This window comes from Streptomyces sp. NPDC030021 (assembly GCF_055574035.1).
This window is the reverse complement of the sequence record NZ_JBVIAH010000001.1, coordinates 356,393-373,504: the sequence shown is the minus strand read 5'-3', so window position 1 is coordinate 373,504 and position 17,112 is coordinate 356,393. Positions and strand designations below refer to the sequence as shown.

14 protein-coding genes and 1 pseudogene are annotated in these 17,112 nt (G+C 72.3%); 10 read left to right on the top strand and 5 right to left on the bottom strand.

Going from position 1 to position 17,112, the window contains the following annotated elements; genetic code table 11:
• Positions 1-3 precede the first annotated feature (3 nt).
• Positions 4-2,025, top strand: coding sequence for a S9 family peptidase (locus tag ACZ4YL_RS01625; RefSeq protein WP_468113216.1), 2,022 nt, complete (start codon positions 4-6; stop codon positions 2,023-2,025).
• Here the strand turns inward: ACZ4YL_RS01625 and ACZ4YL_RS01620 are convergent.
• Entirely contained in the window at positions 2,022-2,561 is a 540-nt protein-coding gene (locus ACZ4YL_RS01620; RefSeq protein ID WP_468113215.1) for a hypothetical protein, read from the bottom strand. The two genes, ACZ4YL_RS01625 and ACZ4YL_RS01620, sit on opposite strands and share 4 nt — an antisense overlap.
• A gap of 24 nt (positions 2,562-2,585) precedes the next feature.
• Positions 2,586-3,302, bottom strand: coding sequence for a hypothetical protein (locus ACZ4YL_RS01615; RefSeq protein ID WP_468113470.1), 717 nt, complete (start codon positions 3,300-3,302; stop codon positions 2,586-2,588).
• Between the two features lie 106 nt (positions 3,303-3,408).
• On the opposite strand from ACZ4YL_RS01615, the gene ACZ4YL_RS01610 reads away from it, so the two are divergent.
• From ACZ4YL_RS01610 to ACZ4YL_RS01585, 6 genes are all read left to right on the top strand, one after another.
• Positions 3,409-3,861: an SseB family protein gene (locus ACZ4YL_RS01610; RefSeq protein ID WP_468113214.1), complete on the top strand. Its 453-nt coding sequence runs from the start codon at positions 3,409-3,411 to the stop codon at positions 3,859-3,861.
• Positions 3,861-4,427, top strand: a complete 567-nt coding sequence (locus ACZ4YL_RS01605) for a hypothetical protein (RefSeq protein WP_468113213.1) — start codon at positions 3,861-3,863, stop codon at positions 4,425-4,427. Before ACZ4YL_RS01610 ends, ACZ4YL_RS01605 begins: the two co-directional genes overlap by 1 nt.
• Positions 4,428-9,101 carry a putative T7SS-secreted protein gene (locus tag ACZ4YL_RS01600; RefSeq protein WP_468113212.1) on the top strand — a complete coding sequence of 1,558 codons (4,674 nt, stop codon included), beginning with the start codon at positions 4,428-4,430 and terminating at the stop codon, positions 9,099-9,101.
• A 2-nt stretch (positions 9,102-9,103) separates the two neighbouring features.
• Positions 9,104-9,610: a hypothetical protein gene (locus ACZ4YL_RS01595; RefSeq protein WP_468113211.1), complete on the top strand. Its 507-nt coding sequence runs from the start codon at positions 9,104-9,106 to the stop codon at positions 9,608-9,610.
• Positions 9,611-9,781: 171 nt separating this feature from the next.
• Positions 9,782-10,681 carry an arginase family protein gene (locus ACZ4YL_RS01590; protein WP_468113210.1) on the top strand — a complete coding sequence of 300 codons (900 nt, stop codon included), beginning with the start codon at positions 9,782-9,784 and terminating at the stop codon, positions 10,679-10,681.
• A gap of 65 nt (positions 10,682-10,746) precedes the next feature.
• Positions 10,747-12,720: a DUF5107 domain-containing protein gene (locus tag ACZ4YL_RS01585; RefSeq protein WP_468113209.1), complete on the top strand. Its 1,974-nt coding sequence runs from the start codon at positions 10,747-10,749 to the stop codon at positions 12,718-12,720.
• Here the strand turns inward: ACZ4YL_RS01585 and ACZ4YL_RS01580 are convergent.
• Together ACZ4YL_RS01580 and ACZ4YL_RS01575 are read right to left on the bottom strand one after the other, a co-directional pair.
• On the bottom strand, positions 12,707-13,117 hold the full coding sequence (locus ACZ4YL_RS01580) for an LppU/SCO3897 family protein (protein ID WP_468113208.1): 411 nt from the start codon (positions 13,115-13,117) through the stop codon (positions 12,707-12,709). The two genes, ACZ4YL_RS01585 and ACZ4YL_RS01580, sit on opposite strands and share 14 nt — an antisense overlap.
• A 90-nt stretch (positions 13,118-13,207) precedes the next feature.
• The gene (locus tag ACZ4YL_RS01575; RefSeq protein ID WP_468113207.1) at positions 13,208-14,059 is read right to left on the bottom strand and encodes a methyltransferase domain-containing protein; all 852 of its coding nucleotides are present in this window, start codon (positions 14,057-14,059) and stop codon (positions 13,208-13,210) included.
• Between the two features lie 200 nt (positions 14,060-14,259).
• Between ACZ4YL_RS01575 and ACZ4YL_RS01570 the strand changes: the two genes are divergently transcribed.
• The 3 genes and pseudogenes from ACZ4YL_RS01570 to ACZ4YL_RS01560 all read left to right on the top strand — a co-directional run.
• Positions 14,260-14,832, top strand: a complete 573-nt coding sequence (locus tag ACZ4YL_RS01570; protein WP_468113206.1) for a TIGR03086 family metal-binding protein — start codon at positions 14,260-14,262, stop codon at positions 14,830-14,832.
• A gap of 180 nt (positions 14,833-15,012) precedes the next feature.
• Positions 15,013-16,230 carry an aminotransferase class I/II-fold pyridoxal phosphate-dependent enzyme gene (locus ACZ4YL_RS01565; RefSeq protein WP_468113469.1) on the top strand — a complete coding sequence of 406 codons (1,218 nt, stop codon included), beginning with the start codon at positions 15,013-15,015 and terminating at the stop codon, positions 16,228-16,230.
• Between the two features lie 6 nt (positions 16,231-16,236).
• Positions 16,237-16,587 (top strand): annotated as a pseudogene (locus ACZ4YL_RS01560) (MBL fold metallo-hydrolase); the annotation flags it as partial.
• A gap of 16 nt (positions 16,588-16,603) precedes the next feature.
• On the opposite strand, the gene ACZ4YL_RS01555 reads toward ACZ4YL_RS01560, so the two are convergent.
• Entirely contained in the window at positions 16,604-17,065 is a 462-nt protein-coding gene (locus ACZ4YL_RS01555; protein WP_468113205.1) for a MarR family transcriptional regulator, read from the bottom strand.
• Positions 17,066-17,112: the final 47 nt, after the last annotated feature.

Genomic DNA, 17,112 nt, shown 5'->3' with positions numbered 1-17,112 from the left:
GTGATGGCGGCGGAGACCCGGCCCTACGGCAGCTGGCCCTCACCCATCGACGCGGGCCTCGCCGCCTCCCTGGACGGGCGGCCCGAGTACCTCGGCACGGTCGGCCCCGAGGTGTGGTGGACCGAACCCCGGCCCGAGGAGGCCGGCCGCCGCACCCTGGTGCGCCGCCGCCTCGCCGACGGCGGGCCCGAGATCACCGAACTGCCCGCCCCGTGGAACGTGCGCAGCCGCGTCACCGAGTACGGCGGCCTGCCCTGGGCCGGGGTCGAACGGCCCGCGGGCGGCCCCCTGCTGGTCTTCGTCCACTTCGCCGACCAGCGGCTGTACGCGTACGAGCCCGACGCCCCCGGCGGCCCCGAGCCGCGGCCCCTGACCCCGGTCTCCCGGACCGGCGGCGGCCTGCGCTGGGCCGACCCGGTGCTGCGCGGCGGCGAGGTGTGGTGCGTGCTGGAGGAGTTCACCGGGCCCGCGCCGACCGATGTGCGCCGGGTGCTGGCCGCCGTACCGCTGGACGGCTCGGCGGCCGGGAACCGCGGCGCGGTGCGGGAGCTGACGCACGACCGGTACCGGTTCACCACCGGGCCCCGGCTCTCCCCGGACGGCCGGCGGGCCGCCTGGCTCGTGTGGGACCACCCGCTGATGCCGTGGGACGGTACCGAGCTCAGGGTGGCCGAGGTCACCGGCGACGGGGAGCTCGCCGACGCCCGGACCGTACTCGGCGGCCCCGACGAGGCCGTCGCCCAGGTCGAGTGGACGGCCGAGGGGACCCTCCTCGCGGTCAGCGACCGCGGCGGCTGGTGGAACCCGTACAGCGTGGACCCGCGGACCGGCTGGGCGATCAACCTCTGCCCGCGGGAGGAGGAGTTCGGCGGCCCGCTGTGGAAGCCGGGGCTGCGCTGGCTCGCACCGCTCCCCGGAGACACCCCGCACCCGGCGGGCTCGGGGGCCGGGCTCGTCGCCGTCCTGCACGGACAGGGCTCCTCCGTGCTCGGCATCCTCGACCCGGAGAGCGGCGACCTGGTGGACGCCGCCGGGCCGTGGACCGCCTGGCAGCCGACCCTCGCCGTGCACGGCACCCGGGTCTACGGGGTCGCCGCCAGCCCGCGCAGCGCGTACGAGGTGGTCGAGCTGGACACCGCCACCGGGCACGCCCGGGCGGTCGGTGGGCAGCGCCCGGACCCCGTGGACCCGGCCTACTACCCCGAGCCGCAGAGCCGCACCTTCCTCGGCCCCGACAACCGCCACATCCACGCGCACGTCTACCCGCCGCACCACCCGGCCTGCCGGGCCGCCGCCGACGAACTGCCCCCGTACGTGATCTGGGCGCACGGCGGACCCACCGACCACGTGCCGCCCGTACTCGACCTGCACATCGCCTACTTCACCTCCCGCGGCATCGGCGTGGCCGAGGTGAACTACGGCGGGTCCACCGGCTACGGCCGTGCCTACCGGGAGCGGCTGCGCGAGCAGTGGGGCGTGGTGGACGTGGAGGACTGCGCGGCGGTCGCCCGCGCGCTGGCCGCCGAGGGCACCGCCGACCCCGCCCGGCTCGCGATCCGGGGCGGCAGCGCGGGCGGCTGGACGGCGGCGGCCTCGCTGGCGGCCACCGACCTGTACGCGTGTGCCGCGATCATCTACCCGGTGCTGGACCTGCTGGGCTTCGCCGGGGAGACCCACGACCTGGAATCCCGCTACGTCGAGAGCCTGGCCGGGCCGCCGCAGACCCTGGCCGTGCTCAACCGCGAGCGTTCCCCGGTGGCCCGTGCCGACGGGATCACCGCGCCGTTCGTCCTCCTCCAGGGACTGGAGGACCCGGTCTGCCCGCCGGCCCAGGCGGAACGGCTGCTCGACGCCCTGCGGGGCCGGCCGGTGCCGCACGCGTACGTGACCTTCGAGGGCGAGGGCCACGGCTTCCGGCGGGCCGACACCATGATCCGCGCACTGGAGGCCGAACTGTCGCTCTACGCCCAGGTCTTCGGCATCGAACGCACCGACGTGCCACGGCTGGACCTGGAGACCGGCTAAGGGGTGCGCAGGCTCCACCGGACGGAGCCGAGCAGCAGGGCGCCGGGGGCGATGCCCGCGACGGTCGCGATGACGGCGAGGGAGGCCCCGCCGGCGGCCAGGAGCAGACCGGCGGCGCCGCAGGCGGCCATCGAGGCCGCCAGCAGCCGGAGCGCCGGCATGCGCCAGACGACCGCGAGACCGAAGAAGTGCAGGCCGACGACCAGAGCGATCCAGGCCACCGTGGCCTGCGGGACGTGCAGTACGAGGTTGATGACGAGGACACCGGCCAGCGCGGCGACCACCTCGGCGGCCACCACGAGGACGTAGCCCTTCCCGAACATCCTCGGCGCCGCACCGCGGCGGGTGTCGCCGCCGACGCCGTCGGCCGGGGACGTACGTGCCCGCCGCAGCGCGATGAACAGCCAGATGAACGAGGCGATCGCCAGGAGGCGCAGGGGAACGGCGGCGGCCGTGGGCAGGGCTCCGGCATTCGCCACGACGAAGACGAGTCCGAATATGGCGCCGATGAGTCGGCTTGTCTGATGCGATGTCACGGCGCCAGTCTCACCCGAAGTTGATCACTGAGCAAAAAGCCAGACCCGCAGCGGACCGATGGGGGCGAAGCCGCCCCGGACCGCCACCTCCAGGTCCTCCCCGTGCTCGTAGCCGACCACGTCCAGCTCCGGCCACCGGGCGGAGACCGCACCGAGGACACCCGCCCAGGCGGCCCCGAACAGGTTGGACACGCCGACCACGCCCCCGCCGGTGCTCGCGACGGCCCCGGCGACGATCCGGCCCTCGGCGCGCCCGGCCAGGAAGACGATCCCCTCGCCGAGCAGGGCCGGCCGGAACAGCCGGTCGCCCTCGACGCTGTCCCCGCCGTCGAAGGCGGCCTCCCAGGCCGCCAGTTCCTCGGCGTCCGCGACCTCGGACCACTCCAGCCCGGCCGCTTCCCCCTCCGCCTCGGGGAGCGGCGCCCCGGCGGGCCGATGGATCCACTGCGCCTCGAACAGCACCTCGAAGCCGTCCCCGGCCAGGTCCAGGTCGGCGAAGCTGTCCTTCACCGAGCAGCCGGGGGAGGCGGTGTCGACGCCCCGGACCACGCTCCCCGCCGATACGGCCGGCTCCAGGGTCACGGCATCGGGGTACATCGGCGGAGTCCGCCGCGTGCTGAACCACAGGCGCTCGCCGTCGTAGCCCGGCGTCAGCCCGTGCGCCCGACAGACCGCGTCACACCACGCTGCGTTGTTCACCGCGGCCCGGCGGAGCACCGTCGTCCGCGTCGTCTCGTCCATGATCACGCGGTGATGGTGCCACCGCCCGGCGGCGATGTCGATCGGATTGTGCGATCAAGATATTGTTCGTCCTTTGCGTGTGCATCATGCGGAGGGAACCGGCGTCATGGGACTGACCGAACAGATAGCCAGTTACCGTGAAGGCCGGGGGGATCCGGCGCGCCTGGTGGGGGAGTTCCGCCGTACTGCCCTCCTCGTGCCGCTCACCACGACCGATGTCGATGCGGATGCCGAACGTCGCTTTGTTGCCGCCGGTGGTCTGATGTCGGCGGTGTCGGGTGGGATCCGCTGGGTGTACGCGTTCACGGACGAGGAGTCCCTCGCCCGGTTTGCACGCGCGCGGGGGGAGGACGGCCGAGAGTGGCCGTACCTGGCGATGCTCGGCGCCCGGCTGCTGGATGCGGTCGTGCCGATGTCGGACCGTCCGACGGGAGTTGCCGTCGACGTTGCGGACGGTGACGGGTCGATGCTGTTCCCGCCGGTGGCCGGGATCGTCCCGGACGCGTTCGCCGTGGACGTCGAACCGGGCGCCGACGGCGGCCAAGGGGCGGTGGCCTGATGGCGGGCGACGGCGACCTCGAAGTCTCCCCGCAGGCGGTCGCGGCGATTCAGTCCGGCCTGCGGGCGGCGATATCCGAGCTCCGCGAGTCCGGGGACGCGGCGGGCGCCTCCCAGGGCGCCGGCTTCGAGAACCTGTCGATGACGGGGATGGAGACCGGACACGCCGGACTGGCGGCCGACTTCGAGGACTTCTGCGAGCGCTGGGAGTGGGGCGTGCGCGCTCTGATCCAGGACGCGTCGACGCTGGCCGCGAACCTGGGGATCGCGGCGGGGACGATGTGGGAGGAGGACCAGTACCTCGAAGGCGCCTTCAAGGTCGTCGCGAACGCCGCGTACGGAAATCCGTATGCCAGTGAGGACGAGATCGAGCAGAAGAAGTGGGGCGACATCTTCCGCGCGGACGTCTACAAGCCCGACTACAGCGCCGAGTCGTTCGAGAAGGGTGAGCAGGACATCAAGCAGACCTGGTCGGACACCAAGGACACGGTGACCTCGAACGGGAAGATCGGTTCACTGAAGGACCTGCTGGACCAGTCCGGCGTGAGCAACGGGGGGAAGGGCTAGATGGGCTGGCGGGATTGGGTACCGGACTCGGCGGAGGACTGGGTCGAGGACCGTGCCGAGGACGTCGGTGACTTCGTCGAGTGGGGCGGCGACAAGGCTGCCGGCTTGGCCGACGAAGTCGGCGCGCACGACGCGGGCGACTGGCTCCGCGACAAGAGCCGCTCCGCCGCGAACCAGCTGGGCGCGGAGGTCGCCGAGCTCGAACTCGGGCAGACCGAGGACCCGAAGAAGCTGGTCTACGGCAGTCCTGCCAAGATCCGGGAACAGGTCGCCCACCTGAACGACTTCAGGAAGGCCTTCGAATCCGTCGGCAACGGCCTGAAGAACCTCGCTGAGCCCGACGGACTCAAGGGCGCGGCCGCCACCGCGTTCCGCGAGTCCGTCGCGAAGGAGCCGCCGCGCTGGTTCGACGCGGCCGATGCGTTCGGCAAGGCCGCCGATGCGATGAACCGGTTCGCCGAGACCGTCGAGTGGGCCCAGGGCAAGGCCAACGAGGCTCTGGAGGACTACAACAAGGCACTGAAGGCCTCCCAGGACGCCTACGACGCGCACGAGAAGCTCCGCACGACCTACAACGACGCCCTGAAGGCGAAGTCGGACCACCTGCCGCCGCGGCCGCCGGACGACTACCCCGACCCCGGGAAGGAGATGGCCAAGGCCGCGAACGAGAAGCTCAACAGCGCCCGCACACAGCGCAACGAACAGGCCGACACCGCTGCGGCGGCCGTCCGTGCGGCCCGGGACGCGGCTCCGCCCAAGCCCTCGTACGCCGAGCAGCTCAGCGACGGCCTCGACTACCTCGACCTTGCTTCCACCCACCTGGTCGGCGGTGTCATCAAGGGCACGGCCGGCGTGGTCAACTTCGCCCGCGGCCTGAACCCGATGGACCCCTACAACCTGACCCACCCGGCCGAGTACCTGACCAACTTGAACTCGACCGCGGCCGGCCTGGTCGTCATGGCCAACGACCCCATGGGCGCGGGCAAGCAGATGCTCGACGAGTTCATGAAGGACCCCTCGGAAGGCATCGGCAAACTCATACCCGAACTTGTCGGTTCCAAGGGCCTGGGCACTGCCAAGAAGGTCGCCTCCGCCGCCAAACACCTCGACGACATCAAGGGCCCCGCGCGCCGGGCCGTGGAAGACCCGGCCGACCCCTCCCGCACGCACAGGGCGGCGGAGACGGACCCGTCGGACCCGATCGACCTGGCCACCGGCGCCATGTACCTGCCCCAGACCGATGTCGTCCTCCCCGGCACACTGCCCCTCGTATTCCGCCGCAGGGTCGCGTCCGACTACCGCGCCGGCCGCTGGTTCGGTCCCTCCTGGTCGTCCACCGCCGACCAGCGCCTGGAGATCGACTCGGAAGGGCTCGTCTTCGTCTCCGAGGACGGCCTGCTCCTCAGCTACCCCCACCCCGCGCCCGGTGTACCCGTCCTGCCGACCCATGGGCCGCGGTGGTCACTCGACCGCGAGCCGAACGGGGACTACACGATCACGGATCCGGACACCGGCCGGGTGCGGCGCTTCGCGCCGCATGATCCGGATGAGGCCCGGCTCGTCCAGATCGACGACCCCAACGGAAACTGGATCGCGTTCGAATACGATGCCCTCTCCGACGCGCCCAGCTCGATCGTTCACCACGGCGGCTACCGACTGGAACTGACCGCCGACCAGGGACGGATCACGGCGCTTCACCTGGCCGGTGCCGCACCTGACGGCCGTGACCAGGAGATACTCCGCTACGGCTACACCGATGGCCATCTGACCGATGTCATCAACTCCTCAGGGCTGCCCCTGCGCTTCACCTACGACGACCGTGGCCGGGTCACGTCATGGACCGACACCAACGAAAGCCGCTACGAGTACTCCTACGACGAGCATGACCGCTGCGTCGCCGAGGGCGGTGCGGAGGGCCACGTCGCCCTGCGCCTGGAGTACGGACACGACCCCGGCACGGGTCTGCGTGTCACGACGGCGACCACCAGCAGCGGGGCCGTTCACCGCTACCTCGTCAACGAAGCCCATCAGATCTGCGCGGAGATCGATCCGCACGGCGAGGGCACGCGCTTCGAGCGCGACCGGTACAACCGGCTGCTGACCCATACGGATCCCCTCGGTCGCACGACACGCTTCACGTACGACGGGGCGGGCCACCCCATATCCGTGATACGGCCGGACGGCCGGGAACTGTCGGCGGACTACGGCCCGATGGGGCGACCGACACGAATCACCCATCCCGATCGGACGACCGTTCGCCGGCACTATGACGAGCGCGGCAACGGGGTCCTGATCGAGGACTCTGCCGGTGCTGTCACCCGCTACACGTACGACGAGGGTGGCCGTACCACCGCTGTCACCGACGCGCTGGGCAACACGACGCACATCCGCAACAACCAGGCGGGGCTGCCCATCGAGGTCGTCGACCCCCTCGGCCACACGACCCGGATCGAGCGCGACGGATTCGGACGCCCGACCGTCCTGGTGGACCCGGTCGGCAGCACCACCCGCTTCGAGTGGACACCGGAGGGCCGACTTGCCCACCGTGTCGACGGTGACGGCTCCGAGCAGCGGTGGACGTACGACGGAGAGGGGAACTGCCTCACCCACACGGATGCCATGGGCGCGGTGTCCCGGTTCGAGTACACGCACTTCGACCTCATGACGGCCCGTACCGGCGCCGACGGGGCGCGATACGAGTTCCTGCACGACCATGAGCTCCGTCTGACCCAGGTACGCAACCCCAACGGCCTGACCTGGGACTACGAGTACGACGCCGTGGGCCGCCTGGTGTCCGAGAGCGATTTCGACGGTCGGACCGTTTCGTACGCACGTGATGTCGCCGGCCGACTCACGGCACGGACCGATGCGGCGGGCCGTGTGGTGAGCTACGCGCGCGATGTGCTCGACAACGTGGTCTCCAAGGAAGCCGACGGCCGTACGACCAGCTTCGAATACGACCTGTTCGACCAGGTCACGCAGGCCGTGGGACCGGATGCGACGCTCGCTGTCATCCGCGACCGCCACGGGCGTCTCCACCACGAGACGGTGAACGGCCGGACGGTCCGGTACACGTACGACCTGCTCGGCCGTCGGGTGAGCCGCACCACCCCCAGCGGTGTCGTCAGCCGCTGGAGCTACGACGCTGCGGGCCGCTGCGTCTCGCTCACGACGTCGGAGCGCGCGGTCACCTTCGAGCACGACGCCGCAGGACACGAGACCGCCCGCCACATCGGGGAGTCGCTTTCGCTGGTGTCGCAGGTCGATGCCATGGGCCGGCTCACCAGCCAGCAGGTCAGCAGCCGTGGCCGCGGCATCCAGCGGCGCGACTACACCTACCGCGCCGACGGACATCTCGTCGCCCTTACCGACGATCGGTCGGGGACGAAGAGGTTCGACCTGGACTCAGGCGGACGTGTGACCGCCGTACGGGCCGCGAACTGGGCCGAGCGGTACGCCTACGACGAAGCCGGGAACCAGACCGAGGCCCACTGGCCCCACTCGCATGCCGCGCAAGAGGCAACCGGTCGCCGTTCGTACGTGGGTACCGCGCTGGTCGAGGCCGGAGGCGTCCGCTACGAGCACGACGACCTCGGTCGGGTCACGGTCCGGCGGAAGAAGCGGATCTCACGCAAGGCAGACACCTGGCACTACGTGTGGGACGCGGAGGACCGCCTGTCGAAGGTGACGACGCCGGACGGCACGATGTGGCAGTACCTCTACGACCCGCTCGGCCGCCGGATCGCCAAACAGCGACTCGGGGAGGACGGGGCCACGGTGATGGAACAGGTGACCTTCACCTGGGACGGAAGCACCCTGTGCGAACAGGTCGCCACTGCACCCGAGATGCCCCATCCGGTGGCCACCACCTGGGACCACAACGGCCTGCGTCCGCTGGCGCAGACCGAACGCCTCCTCACGGCGGACGACGCGGAGGAGGTGGTCGACGAGCGCTTCTTCGCCCTTGTCACGGACCTTGTCGGCACTCCCGGTGAACTCATCGACGAATCCGGCCATGTGGTGTGGCGATCCCGCAGCACGCTGTGGGGCACCACGACCTGGAGCAGCTCGAGTACGGCGTATACACCGCTCCGCTTCCCCGGACAGTACTTCGACCCCGAATCCGGACTGCACTACAACTACTTCCGCCACTACGATCCGGAAGCGGCGCGATACCTCACCCTTGACCCCATCGGGCTGGCGGCGGCACCCAATCCGTCCGCCTACGTACACAACCCCCTGACCTGGTTCGATCCTCTCGGCCTCGCACCCAAGTACACGCCGCTCCGGGAGGGCTACACCTCTCAGCCAGGATTCGAGAAGGACCCGTACCACCCTGAGGTCGTACGTAAGCGTGTCGAGGAGATGCGCGATCAGTACGGCATCAAGGACCCTGATGCCAAGGGAATGATCGGGGCCAACGGCACGCAGATAACGAGCAAGACGCTGTGGAACCACGGGCCGTACCGCATCGATGTGGAGAACCCCCAGCCCGGCGGACGTGACGGGCAGCTGCATTTCCAGGACCAGTCATCCAAGGGGGCGAAGTATCAGTATGATTTCGAGACGGGGAAGTTTGATGGGCTTCCGCGTTCCATCGAAAAAGCCGTAGGGAACAGTCCGGGATTCATCGGCGCAATCAGAAAGGGCCTCTCCGCTCTCGGTGAGGGATAGTCATGAGAACCAATGAGAAGATGACCCGGTTGCTGGCGGAGTACCCCGTCGCGGAACTCACGGACCGTGACATCCCGCCCATGTTCCACGAGGTGGCGGTCGAAGGCTGGTCGTACACTCCCAACGGCGCCCGCGTGCTGACCGGACTTGTCCCCGAGCTGGCCGGCTCGTATTTCGACGTGCTCCAGGAGGAGACGTCGATCAATGGACGGGGCATGATCGATTACGATCTCCCGGCGGCGGAGTCCGATCGGACCGGCCCCCTCCTCAGGAGATGCCTCGCCTATGTCTTCGCCTGTCTCGTCGAAGCGGAGCGGAAATTCGGGGACCAGGAAGTAAGGTCGTACGTCATCCTTTCCCTGGGTGGAGAGGACGATGACCTCCTGACCGCCACCGTCACCTTCTGCACTCACAACCCCAATGCCGTGCCCTACATTCGCAACGTCGAGAACGTTCAGGACGCGGCTGTCGCAGAGCTTGCTCTGGACGACCGTGAAGGGTGGTACTGACGGTCGTCGAGCAGCCACGCCCCCGACGCGGAGAGCGGCCTCGGGCCGCACCGCCCGCAGGGGCTCTCACCAGGCTTCCTCACGTGGACGGTGCCTGGCGTGACGACGAGTGCTGCGGCTGCGCCGGGGAAATGCCGGGCCCCGCGGGGTGGCATCGCACAGGATGAGGGCATGCGAACCCTCGTGCTCCTCGACGCCCCCTCCAACCTCGGGCTGCGCCCGCCCGCGCCCGGCGCCGTACCCGGCGTCTACAAGCTCGCCGGGGCCCTGCGCGAGCAAGGCCTGCTGGCCCGGCTCGGTGCCGTCGAGGGCGGGGTGGTGGTGCCGCCGCGCTACGACCGCGGAGACTGGCGGGAGGGCGACGGCGTGTTCCACGCCGAGGCCCTCGCCGCGTACACGGTCACCCTCGCCGACCGCATCGAACGGCACCTGCGGGCAGGGGAGTTCCCCGTCGTGCTCGGCGGCGACTGCTCCATCCAGCTCGGTGCGGCCCTCGCCATGCGCCGCCTGGGACGCTACGGTCTGGCCGCGATCGACGGCTCCGCCGACTTCCGCCACCCCGGCAACGAGGCGGTGAACGGACCCGTCGGCGCCGCCGGCGGCGAGGAGCTGGCCCTGTCGACCGGCCGCGGCCAGGCGGATCTCGCCGACCTGGAAGGGCGCGGCCCCTACCTGCGCGACGAGGACGTACGGCTCTTCGGGCTGCGCGACGGCGACCCGGACCTCGCCGAGCTGCACGCGGCCCGGATTCCCGTCGCCACCGTCGGGGAGATCCGCCGGCGCGGCGCGGGACCGGTGGCCCGGGCGGCCCTGGACGGACTGCACCCGCCGGAGACCGCCGGGTTCTGGGTGCACCTGGACGCCGACGTGCTGGACCCCGTCGTCATGCCGGCCGTGGACAGCCCCGACCCCGGAGGCCTGCTCCCCGACGAACTCGCCGAACTGCTCGCCGTCCTGGTGGGCTCGCCCCGCTGCGCCGGGCTCAACGTCACGATCTACGACCCGGACCTGGACCCGGACGGACGTGCGGGCGCCCTCCTCGCCGACCTGGTCGCGGGCGCCTTTGCGTAATCCTGACCGGTGGTGATCCGCGGAACCCCTGTGCACCGGCCGCCCTGGCGTGTTCCATTTCCCTCATGGCCACCACCGCCCGACGCGCCGTACTGACCCTCCCCGCAGCCCCGTTGGGCTCGGACAACCCGCTGCCCGCCCTGCGCGCGCCCGACGAGGCGCACGTACTGGACGAGCGTGCGCGCGAGGGGATGCCGCGCGACATGGCACGGCAGATCGGCTACGAGCCACTGCGCTCGCTCCTGCCCGTACGGATCCGCGACGGGTACGGACGGGAGCGCGCGGAGCGGGAGTTCGAGTCGATCGTCATCGAGAACGACCACCTCCGGGTCACCGTGCTCCCGGGCCTGGGCGGGCGCGTCCACTCGCTCGTGCACCTGCCGACCGGCCGTGAACTCCTCTACCGCAACCCGGTGTTCCAGCCCGCCAACTTCGCCCTCAACGGGGCCTGGTTCTCCGGCGGCATCGAGTGGAACACCGGTGCGACCGGACACACCACCCTGTCCTGCGCCCCGGTGCACGCCGCGCTCGTCCCGGCCCCCGACGGGGGCGTGATGGTCCGGCTGTGGGAGTGGGAACGGCTGCGCGACCTGCCCTTCCAGGTGGACCTGTGGCTGCCGGAGGACTCGGAGTTCCTCTACGTCGGCGTCCGCGTGCGCAATCCGCACGAGCGGCCCGCGCCCGTGTACTGGTGGTCGAACATCGCCGTCCCGGAGGACCCCGGCACCCGGGTGCTCGCCCCCGCCGACGAGGCCTGGCACTTCGGCTACGAGCGCGCGCTGCGCCGCATCCCCGTACCGGAGTGGGAGGGCACGGACCGCACGTACCCGCTGCGCGGCGAGTATCCGGCCGACTTCTTCTACGAGGTCCGGGGCGGGGCCCGGCCCTGGATCGCCGCCCTGGACGCCGCCGGACACGGGCTCGTGCAGACCTCCACCGCGCGGCTGCGCGGGCGCAAGCTGTTCGTGTGGGGCGCGGGCGGCGGTGGCCGCCGCTGGCAGGAGTGGCTGACCGAGCCGGGAACCGGCGGCTACGCGGAGATCCAGGCCGGGCTGGCCCGGACGCAGCTGGAGCACGTACGGCTGGAGGGCGGGGCGGAGTTCAGCTGGCTGGAGGCGTACGGGCCGCTGTCGGCGGATCCGGCGCAGGTGCACGGCCCGGACTGGGCGGCGGCCCGCGGCGCGGCCGAGGGCGCGCTGGACGCCGTACTGCCGCGGGAGCGGGTGGACGCGGCGTACGAGGCGTGGCGCGGCCGTGCCGACACCGAGCCGGGGGAGCGGCTGGCACAGGGCTCCGGCTGGGGCGCGCTGGAGCTGCTGTGCGGGGGCTTCGAGCTGCCGGGCACCCCCTTCGCGGAGGACACGCTCGGGGAGGAGCAGGAGCCGTGGCTCCAGCTCTGGCGCACGGGTGTCCTGCCGGCCCCGCGGCGGGTGGTTCCGCCGGGGCCGAGCCTGGTCGCCGCGCACTGGCGGGACATGCTGGAGACGGCCCCGGCGGATCCGCTGACGGAGTACCACCTGGGCGTGGCCCAGTGGCATGCCGGGGACGTGGCCCAGGCGGTACGCAGCTGGGAGCGCGGGCTGGCGCTGGCCCCCTCGCGGTGGCCGCTGCTGCGGTGCCTGGCGGTGGCGGACGCCCTGGCGGGCGACGCGGAGAGGGCGGCCGACGGATTCGCGGCGGCCTTCGAGGACCTGGCCGTGGAGAGCCGCGGCAGCGAGCCGTGGACGGCCGCCGAGTCGGCGCTCGGCCAGGAGGCGATGGCCGCCCTCCTCGCGGCGGGCCGGCTGCCGCAGGCCCGCGCCGTCTGGGACCGGCTGCGGCCCGCCCTGCGCGAACAGGGCCGCTTCCGGCTCCTCGCGGCCCGGCTCCTCGCGGCGGAGGGGCACGTGCGGGCGGCCCGCCGGGTCTTCGAGGACGGCTTCGAACTGCCGGACCTGCGGGAGGGCGAGGAGACCCTCGCCGCGGTCTGGTCCACCCTCACCGACTGCCCGCTGCCCGCGCGCTACGACTTCCGGATGCGGCCGCCTACTTCTTCTTGATCCCGTCGAAGCAGAGCACGAACCGCTTGCCGGACTTGTGCCGGGCCCTGTCGGCCTGCTCCTCGTAGCCCATGTCCGACACTCCCTGGCACCTGGCGGTGTCCACCGTGTCGTGGAACACCTGGACCACCTTGTACACGGCGTCGGCGTCGGCGCAGTCGACCACGCGCAGGTCGGGGAAGACCGGGTCCCCGTTGTTCCTGAGGCAGTCGCCGGCCTCGGCGCGGTCGGCGCCGTCCTGGCTCATGAAGTAGCCGACGGCGACGGCGGCGAGGACGACCACGGCCCCGATGATCCCCAGGGCCTTCCGGACGCCGATGCCCCCGCTCCGGGACGGCGCCGCCGACGGCTGGGCGGACCCCTGCTGGGGCGAGGGTCCCTGCGGCGGTTGGGTCATGGGTGTGTCCCCCGGTGTGCGTGTCATGCGTATTGACGTGCACACGCTATATCGACGGGCCGACACTCCCGCGGGCGAGTCCGCCCGGCGTCAGGCCCGGCACAGGATCTCGGCGTTCAGGACCGAGAACCACGCGTCGGGGTCCGCGCCCCAGGCGTGCCAGGCGTCGGCGACGGCCGCCAGCTCCGCGGCCGTCGCATGGCCGCCGCGGGTGGCGACGGAGGCGTACGCGGAGGCCCGCGTACGGTCCGCCCACAGGGCCGACCACCAGGCGGTCTCCTCCGGGGTGGCGAAGCACCAGGCCGTTGCCGAGGAGGTCACGTCCGTGAAACCGGCCTGCCGGGCCCAGGCCCGCAGGTGGCGGCCCGCGTCCGGTTCGCCGCCGTTGGCGCGGGCCACCCGCCGGTACAGGCCCAGCCAGTCGTCCAGGCCCGGCGCGGCCGGGTACCAGGTCATCGCCGAGTAGTCGGCGTCGCGCGCGGCCACGATCCCGCCCGGCCGGCACACCCGCCGCATCTCGCGCAGCGCCTGGACCGGATCGCCCACGTGCTGCAGCACCTGGTGGGCGTGGACCACGTCGAAGGAGTCGTCCGGGAAGTCCAGCGCGTGGACGTCCGCGGTGGCGAAGGACACGGCGTCGCCCAGGCCCCGCTCCTCGGCGCACGCACGGGCCTGCTCCAGGACGTCCTCGGCGGCGTCGACGGCGGTGACGTGGCCGCCCGGCGCGACCAGCTCCGCCAGGTCCGCGGTGATCGTGCCCGGGCCGCAGCCGACGTCCAGCACCCGAATCCCGGGGCGCAGCTCGCCGATCAGATACGCGGCGGAGTTCTCGGCGGTACGCCAGCGGTGCGAGCGCAGCACCGACTCGTGGTGGCCGTGCGTGTAGACGGCGGTCTCCTTGGCGGTGGCTTCCCTGGCGGCGTCTTCCCTGGCGGCGGTCATGGCCGGACCCCTCCTCGTTTCGTCGTCGAAGCGTTGTCCCCACCGTAGACGATCAGTTCGTCATTTGAGATCACCGTTTTGACATATGGACAGGGGTGGTGCGTGCCAAGGAGATCGGGTGGGGCGGTGGCAGGTCGATGCGGGTGCGAGGAGAGTGGCTGCAGGGGGATACATCCCCATGGCAGAGGGCGGTGAGGGTCATGACGGACACGCTGCTCGAACGGCACGCCGAGGCGCTGAGGCTCTTCGGCGAGCGGGTGCGTGACGTCCGCGGCGACCAGTGGGGGGAGCCGACCCCGTGCACGGAATGGAACGTGCGGGAGCTGGTCAACCACGTCACCGCGGAGCAGCTCTGGATCCCGCCGCTGGTCACCGAGGGCCGGACCGTCGAGGAGCTGGCGGGCAGGTTCTCCGGCGACGTGCTGGGCGACGACCCGGTCGCGGCCTGGGACCGGGCCTCGGCCGCCGCGCACGCCGCCTTCGCCGCGTCCGGCGCAATGGACCGGACCGTGCGCCTTTCTTACGGGCCCGTGCTCGGATCGGCGTACTGCTCGGAGCTGACTGCCGACTGCGTCGTGCACACCTGGGACCTCGCCCGGGGCATCGGCGCGCAGGACCGGCTGCCCGACAGCCTCGTCGAGTTCTCGATCAAGGAGATCATGCCGTACGCCGACGGGCTCGCGGCCAGTGGCGCGTACGCCGAGCCGGTGGAGGTCCCGGCGGGCGCGGACGCGCAGACCAGGCTCCTGGCGATGGTGGGGCGCAAGGGCTGACGTGCGGGGTGGGGTGCGCGGGGCTTACGCGCAGGGGCGGGCATCCCGCATAACAGGCATACAGCACTAAATAATCGTATAAAGGTCAGGTCTGGCGGGGTGCCGTGGGGCATCGCGGTGCGTCGCGGGGCCCGGCGGGCGTGGCAGGGCGAGCGCGGAAGGCGGGAAGCGGTGGCGGGGATGCAGCGCACGGCGGCGGAGGGCCGCGGCCCGGTCCGGTACGGCCCGCCCGCCCCCCAGCCCGGCCTGCCCGTGCTCCCCGAGCTGCTCTCCGTCCTCGCCGCGGCCGCCGGACGCGCCGCCCCCGAGCCCCCGGGCGGCGGCGAGGCCGTACGGGCGGCCGCCTGCCGGCACTGGGGACGGCGGGGGCTGGCCACCTCCCCCGAGAACGTGGCCGCGGGCCCCGGAGCCCCCGCGCTGCTCCTGTCCCTGCTCGGGGCGTACGGGGGAGACGTGATGCTGCCCCGGCCCTGTCCCGCCTGGTGGACCCCGCAGGTCCGGCTGCTGGGACGGCGCGCCTACCACGTGCCGACCCCGGCCGAGTGCGGCGGAATTCCCGACCCCTACGCCCTGCTGGAGACCGTCCGGCGGGTGCGCGCCGAGGGCGGTGACCCGCGCGTGCTGCTGCTGTCGGTCGCCGACGACCCCACGGCGACCGTGCCGCCGCCCGAGATGCTGCGCGAGGCCTGCGAGGCCGCCGAATCCGCCGGACTGTTCGTCGTCAGTGACGAGAGCTGGCGCGACACCGTCCACCGGCCCCACGACACCCTGGTCCTGAGCCCCGCCGAGATGCTCCCCGAGCAGGCGGCCGTCCTCATCGACCTGTCCGGGGCGATGCTGCCGGCCGGCTGGCCCGCCGCCGTCGTCCGCTTCCCCGACACCCCGCGCGGGACCTGGCTGCGCGCCCGTACCCTCGACGTCCTCACCGCCACCGGGGCGATGGTCGCCGGACCCGTCGCGGGGGCCGCCGCGCACGCCCTCGACGAACCCGACGCCGTCGCCGGGCGCGCGCACGCCGCCGCCGCCCTGCACGGGGTGGTGGCCGCCGCCGCGCACCGGCGGCTGCTGGAGGCGGGGGCACTGGCCCGGCCCCCGCAGGCCGGTCGGCACCTGTACGCCGACCTCACCCCGCTGCGCGCCGGACTCGCCCGGCACGGGGTCGGCGACGCGATGGAGCTGGAGGACTGGCTCGGCGGCCGGCTCGGCGCGCCCACGCCCGGCGGGCAGCGGTTCGCCGACGAACTGGGCGCGCTGCGCGTGCGGTTGTCCACCGGGCCGCTGCTGGGCGCCACCCCGCAGGAGCGGCTGGCCGCCCTCACCGCCCGCGATCCGCTCGCGCTCCCGCACGTACGCGACTCCCTTGAACTCCTCGGATCAGTCCTGACCGGGCTGGCCTGACCGCCCCCGGCCCGGATGACCCCGGTCGGGGTGTGCTGGGAGGAGCTGCCGCCGGTGGACGCGGTGGTGATCAGCCACCACCACTACGACCACCTCGACGCCCCCACCCTCAAGCGGCTGCCCCGGCACACACCCCTGTTCGTACCGGCGGGCCTGGCCTGCCTCGACCTCGGCGCCCGCCGGATGGCCCCCGTGCACTGGGCCACCTTCGTCCTCTCCGCGGAGCCGGTCATGGAGCCCCTGCACCGCACCCTGGCCGCCTGGCACCGGGCCGGCCCGCCCCGCGAGGACCTCTGGGACCTGCCGATCGGCGCCTCCCGCACGCTGGTCCCGGAGGGCTCCCGGACCGGCGGGTGAGCGGCGCCGCCCGGGCTCAGTGGTGCCAGGCCTGACCGCCCACGTTGTGGATGAACCGCTGGAGCACCTTGAGGGTGATCAGGTACTCCTCGTCGGAGATGCCCGCGTGCCGCTCGTCCCACAGGTCCTTCTGCAGGGCCGCGGCCTTGTCGAAGAACTCCCGCCCCTCGGGGGTTATCTCCAGGCGCCCTCCGGTGTCCTGGGTGATCCAGCCCTGGACGATGGCCGTGTCCATCTCCTCGGACAGTGCCTCCTCGCCCACCGCGAGGTAGCCCCGCAGGGTCTCGGTCAACCCGTCCCGGGTCATGACCTCGTCGCCCGCCAGGGCGACCCGGGCGAGGATCCACCACTGCGGCTGGGTGGTACCGAGCCCGGCGAGCGCGCCGCGGGTGCGGCTCACGATCGCGTCGTAGGCGGCCCAGCTCCAGTAGCCGATGGGCTGGCGGATCAGTTCGGCGTCGTCGTGCGAGTACTCCATGGTGAGTCGGCTCCCCGTCGGTGTGCGGCGTGATGCGGTGTGGTGCG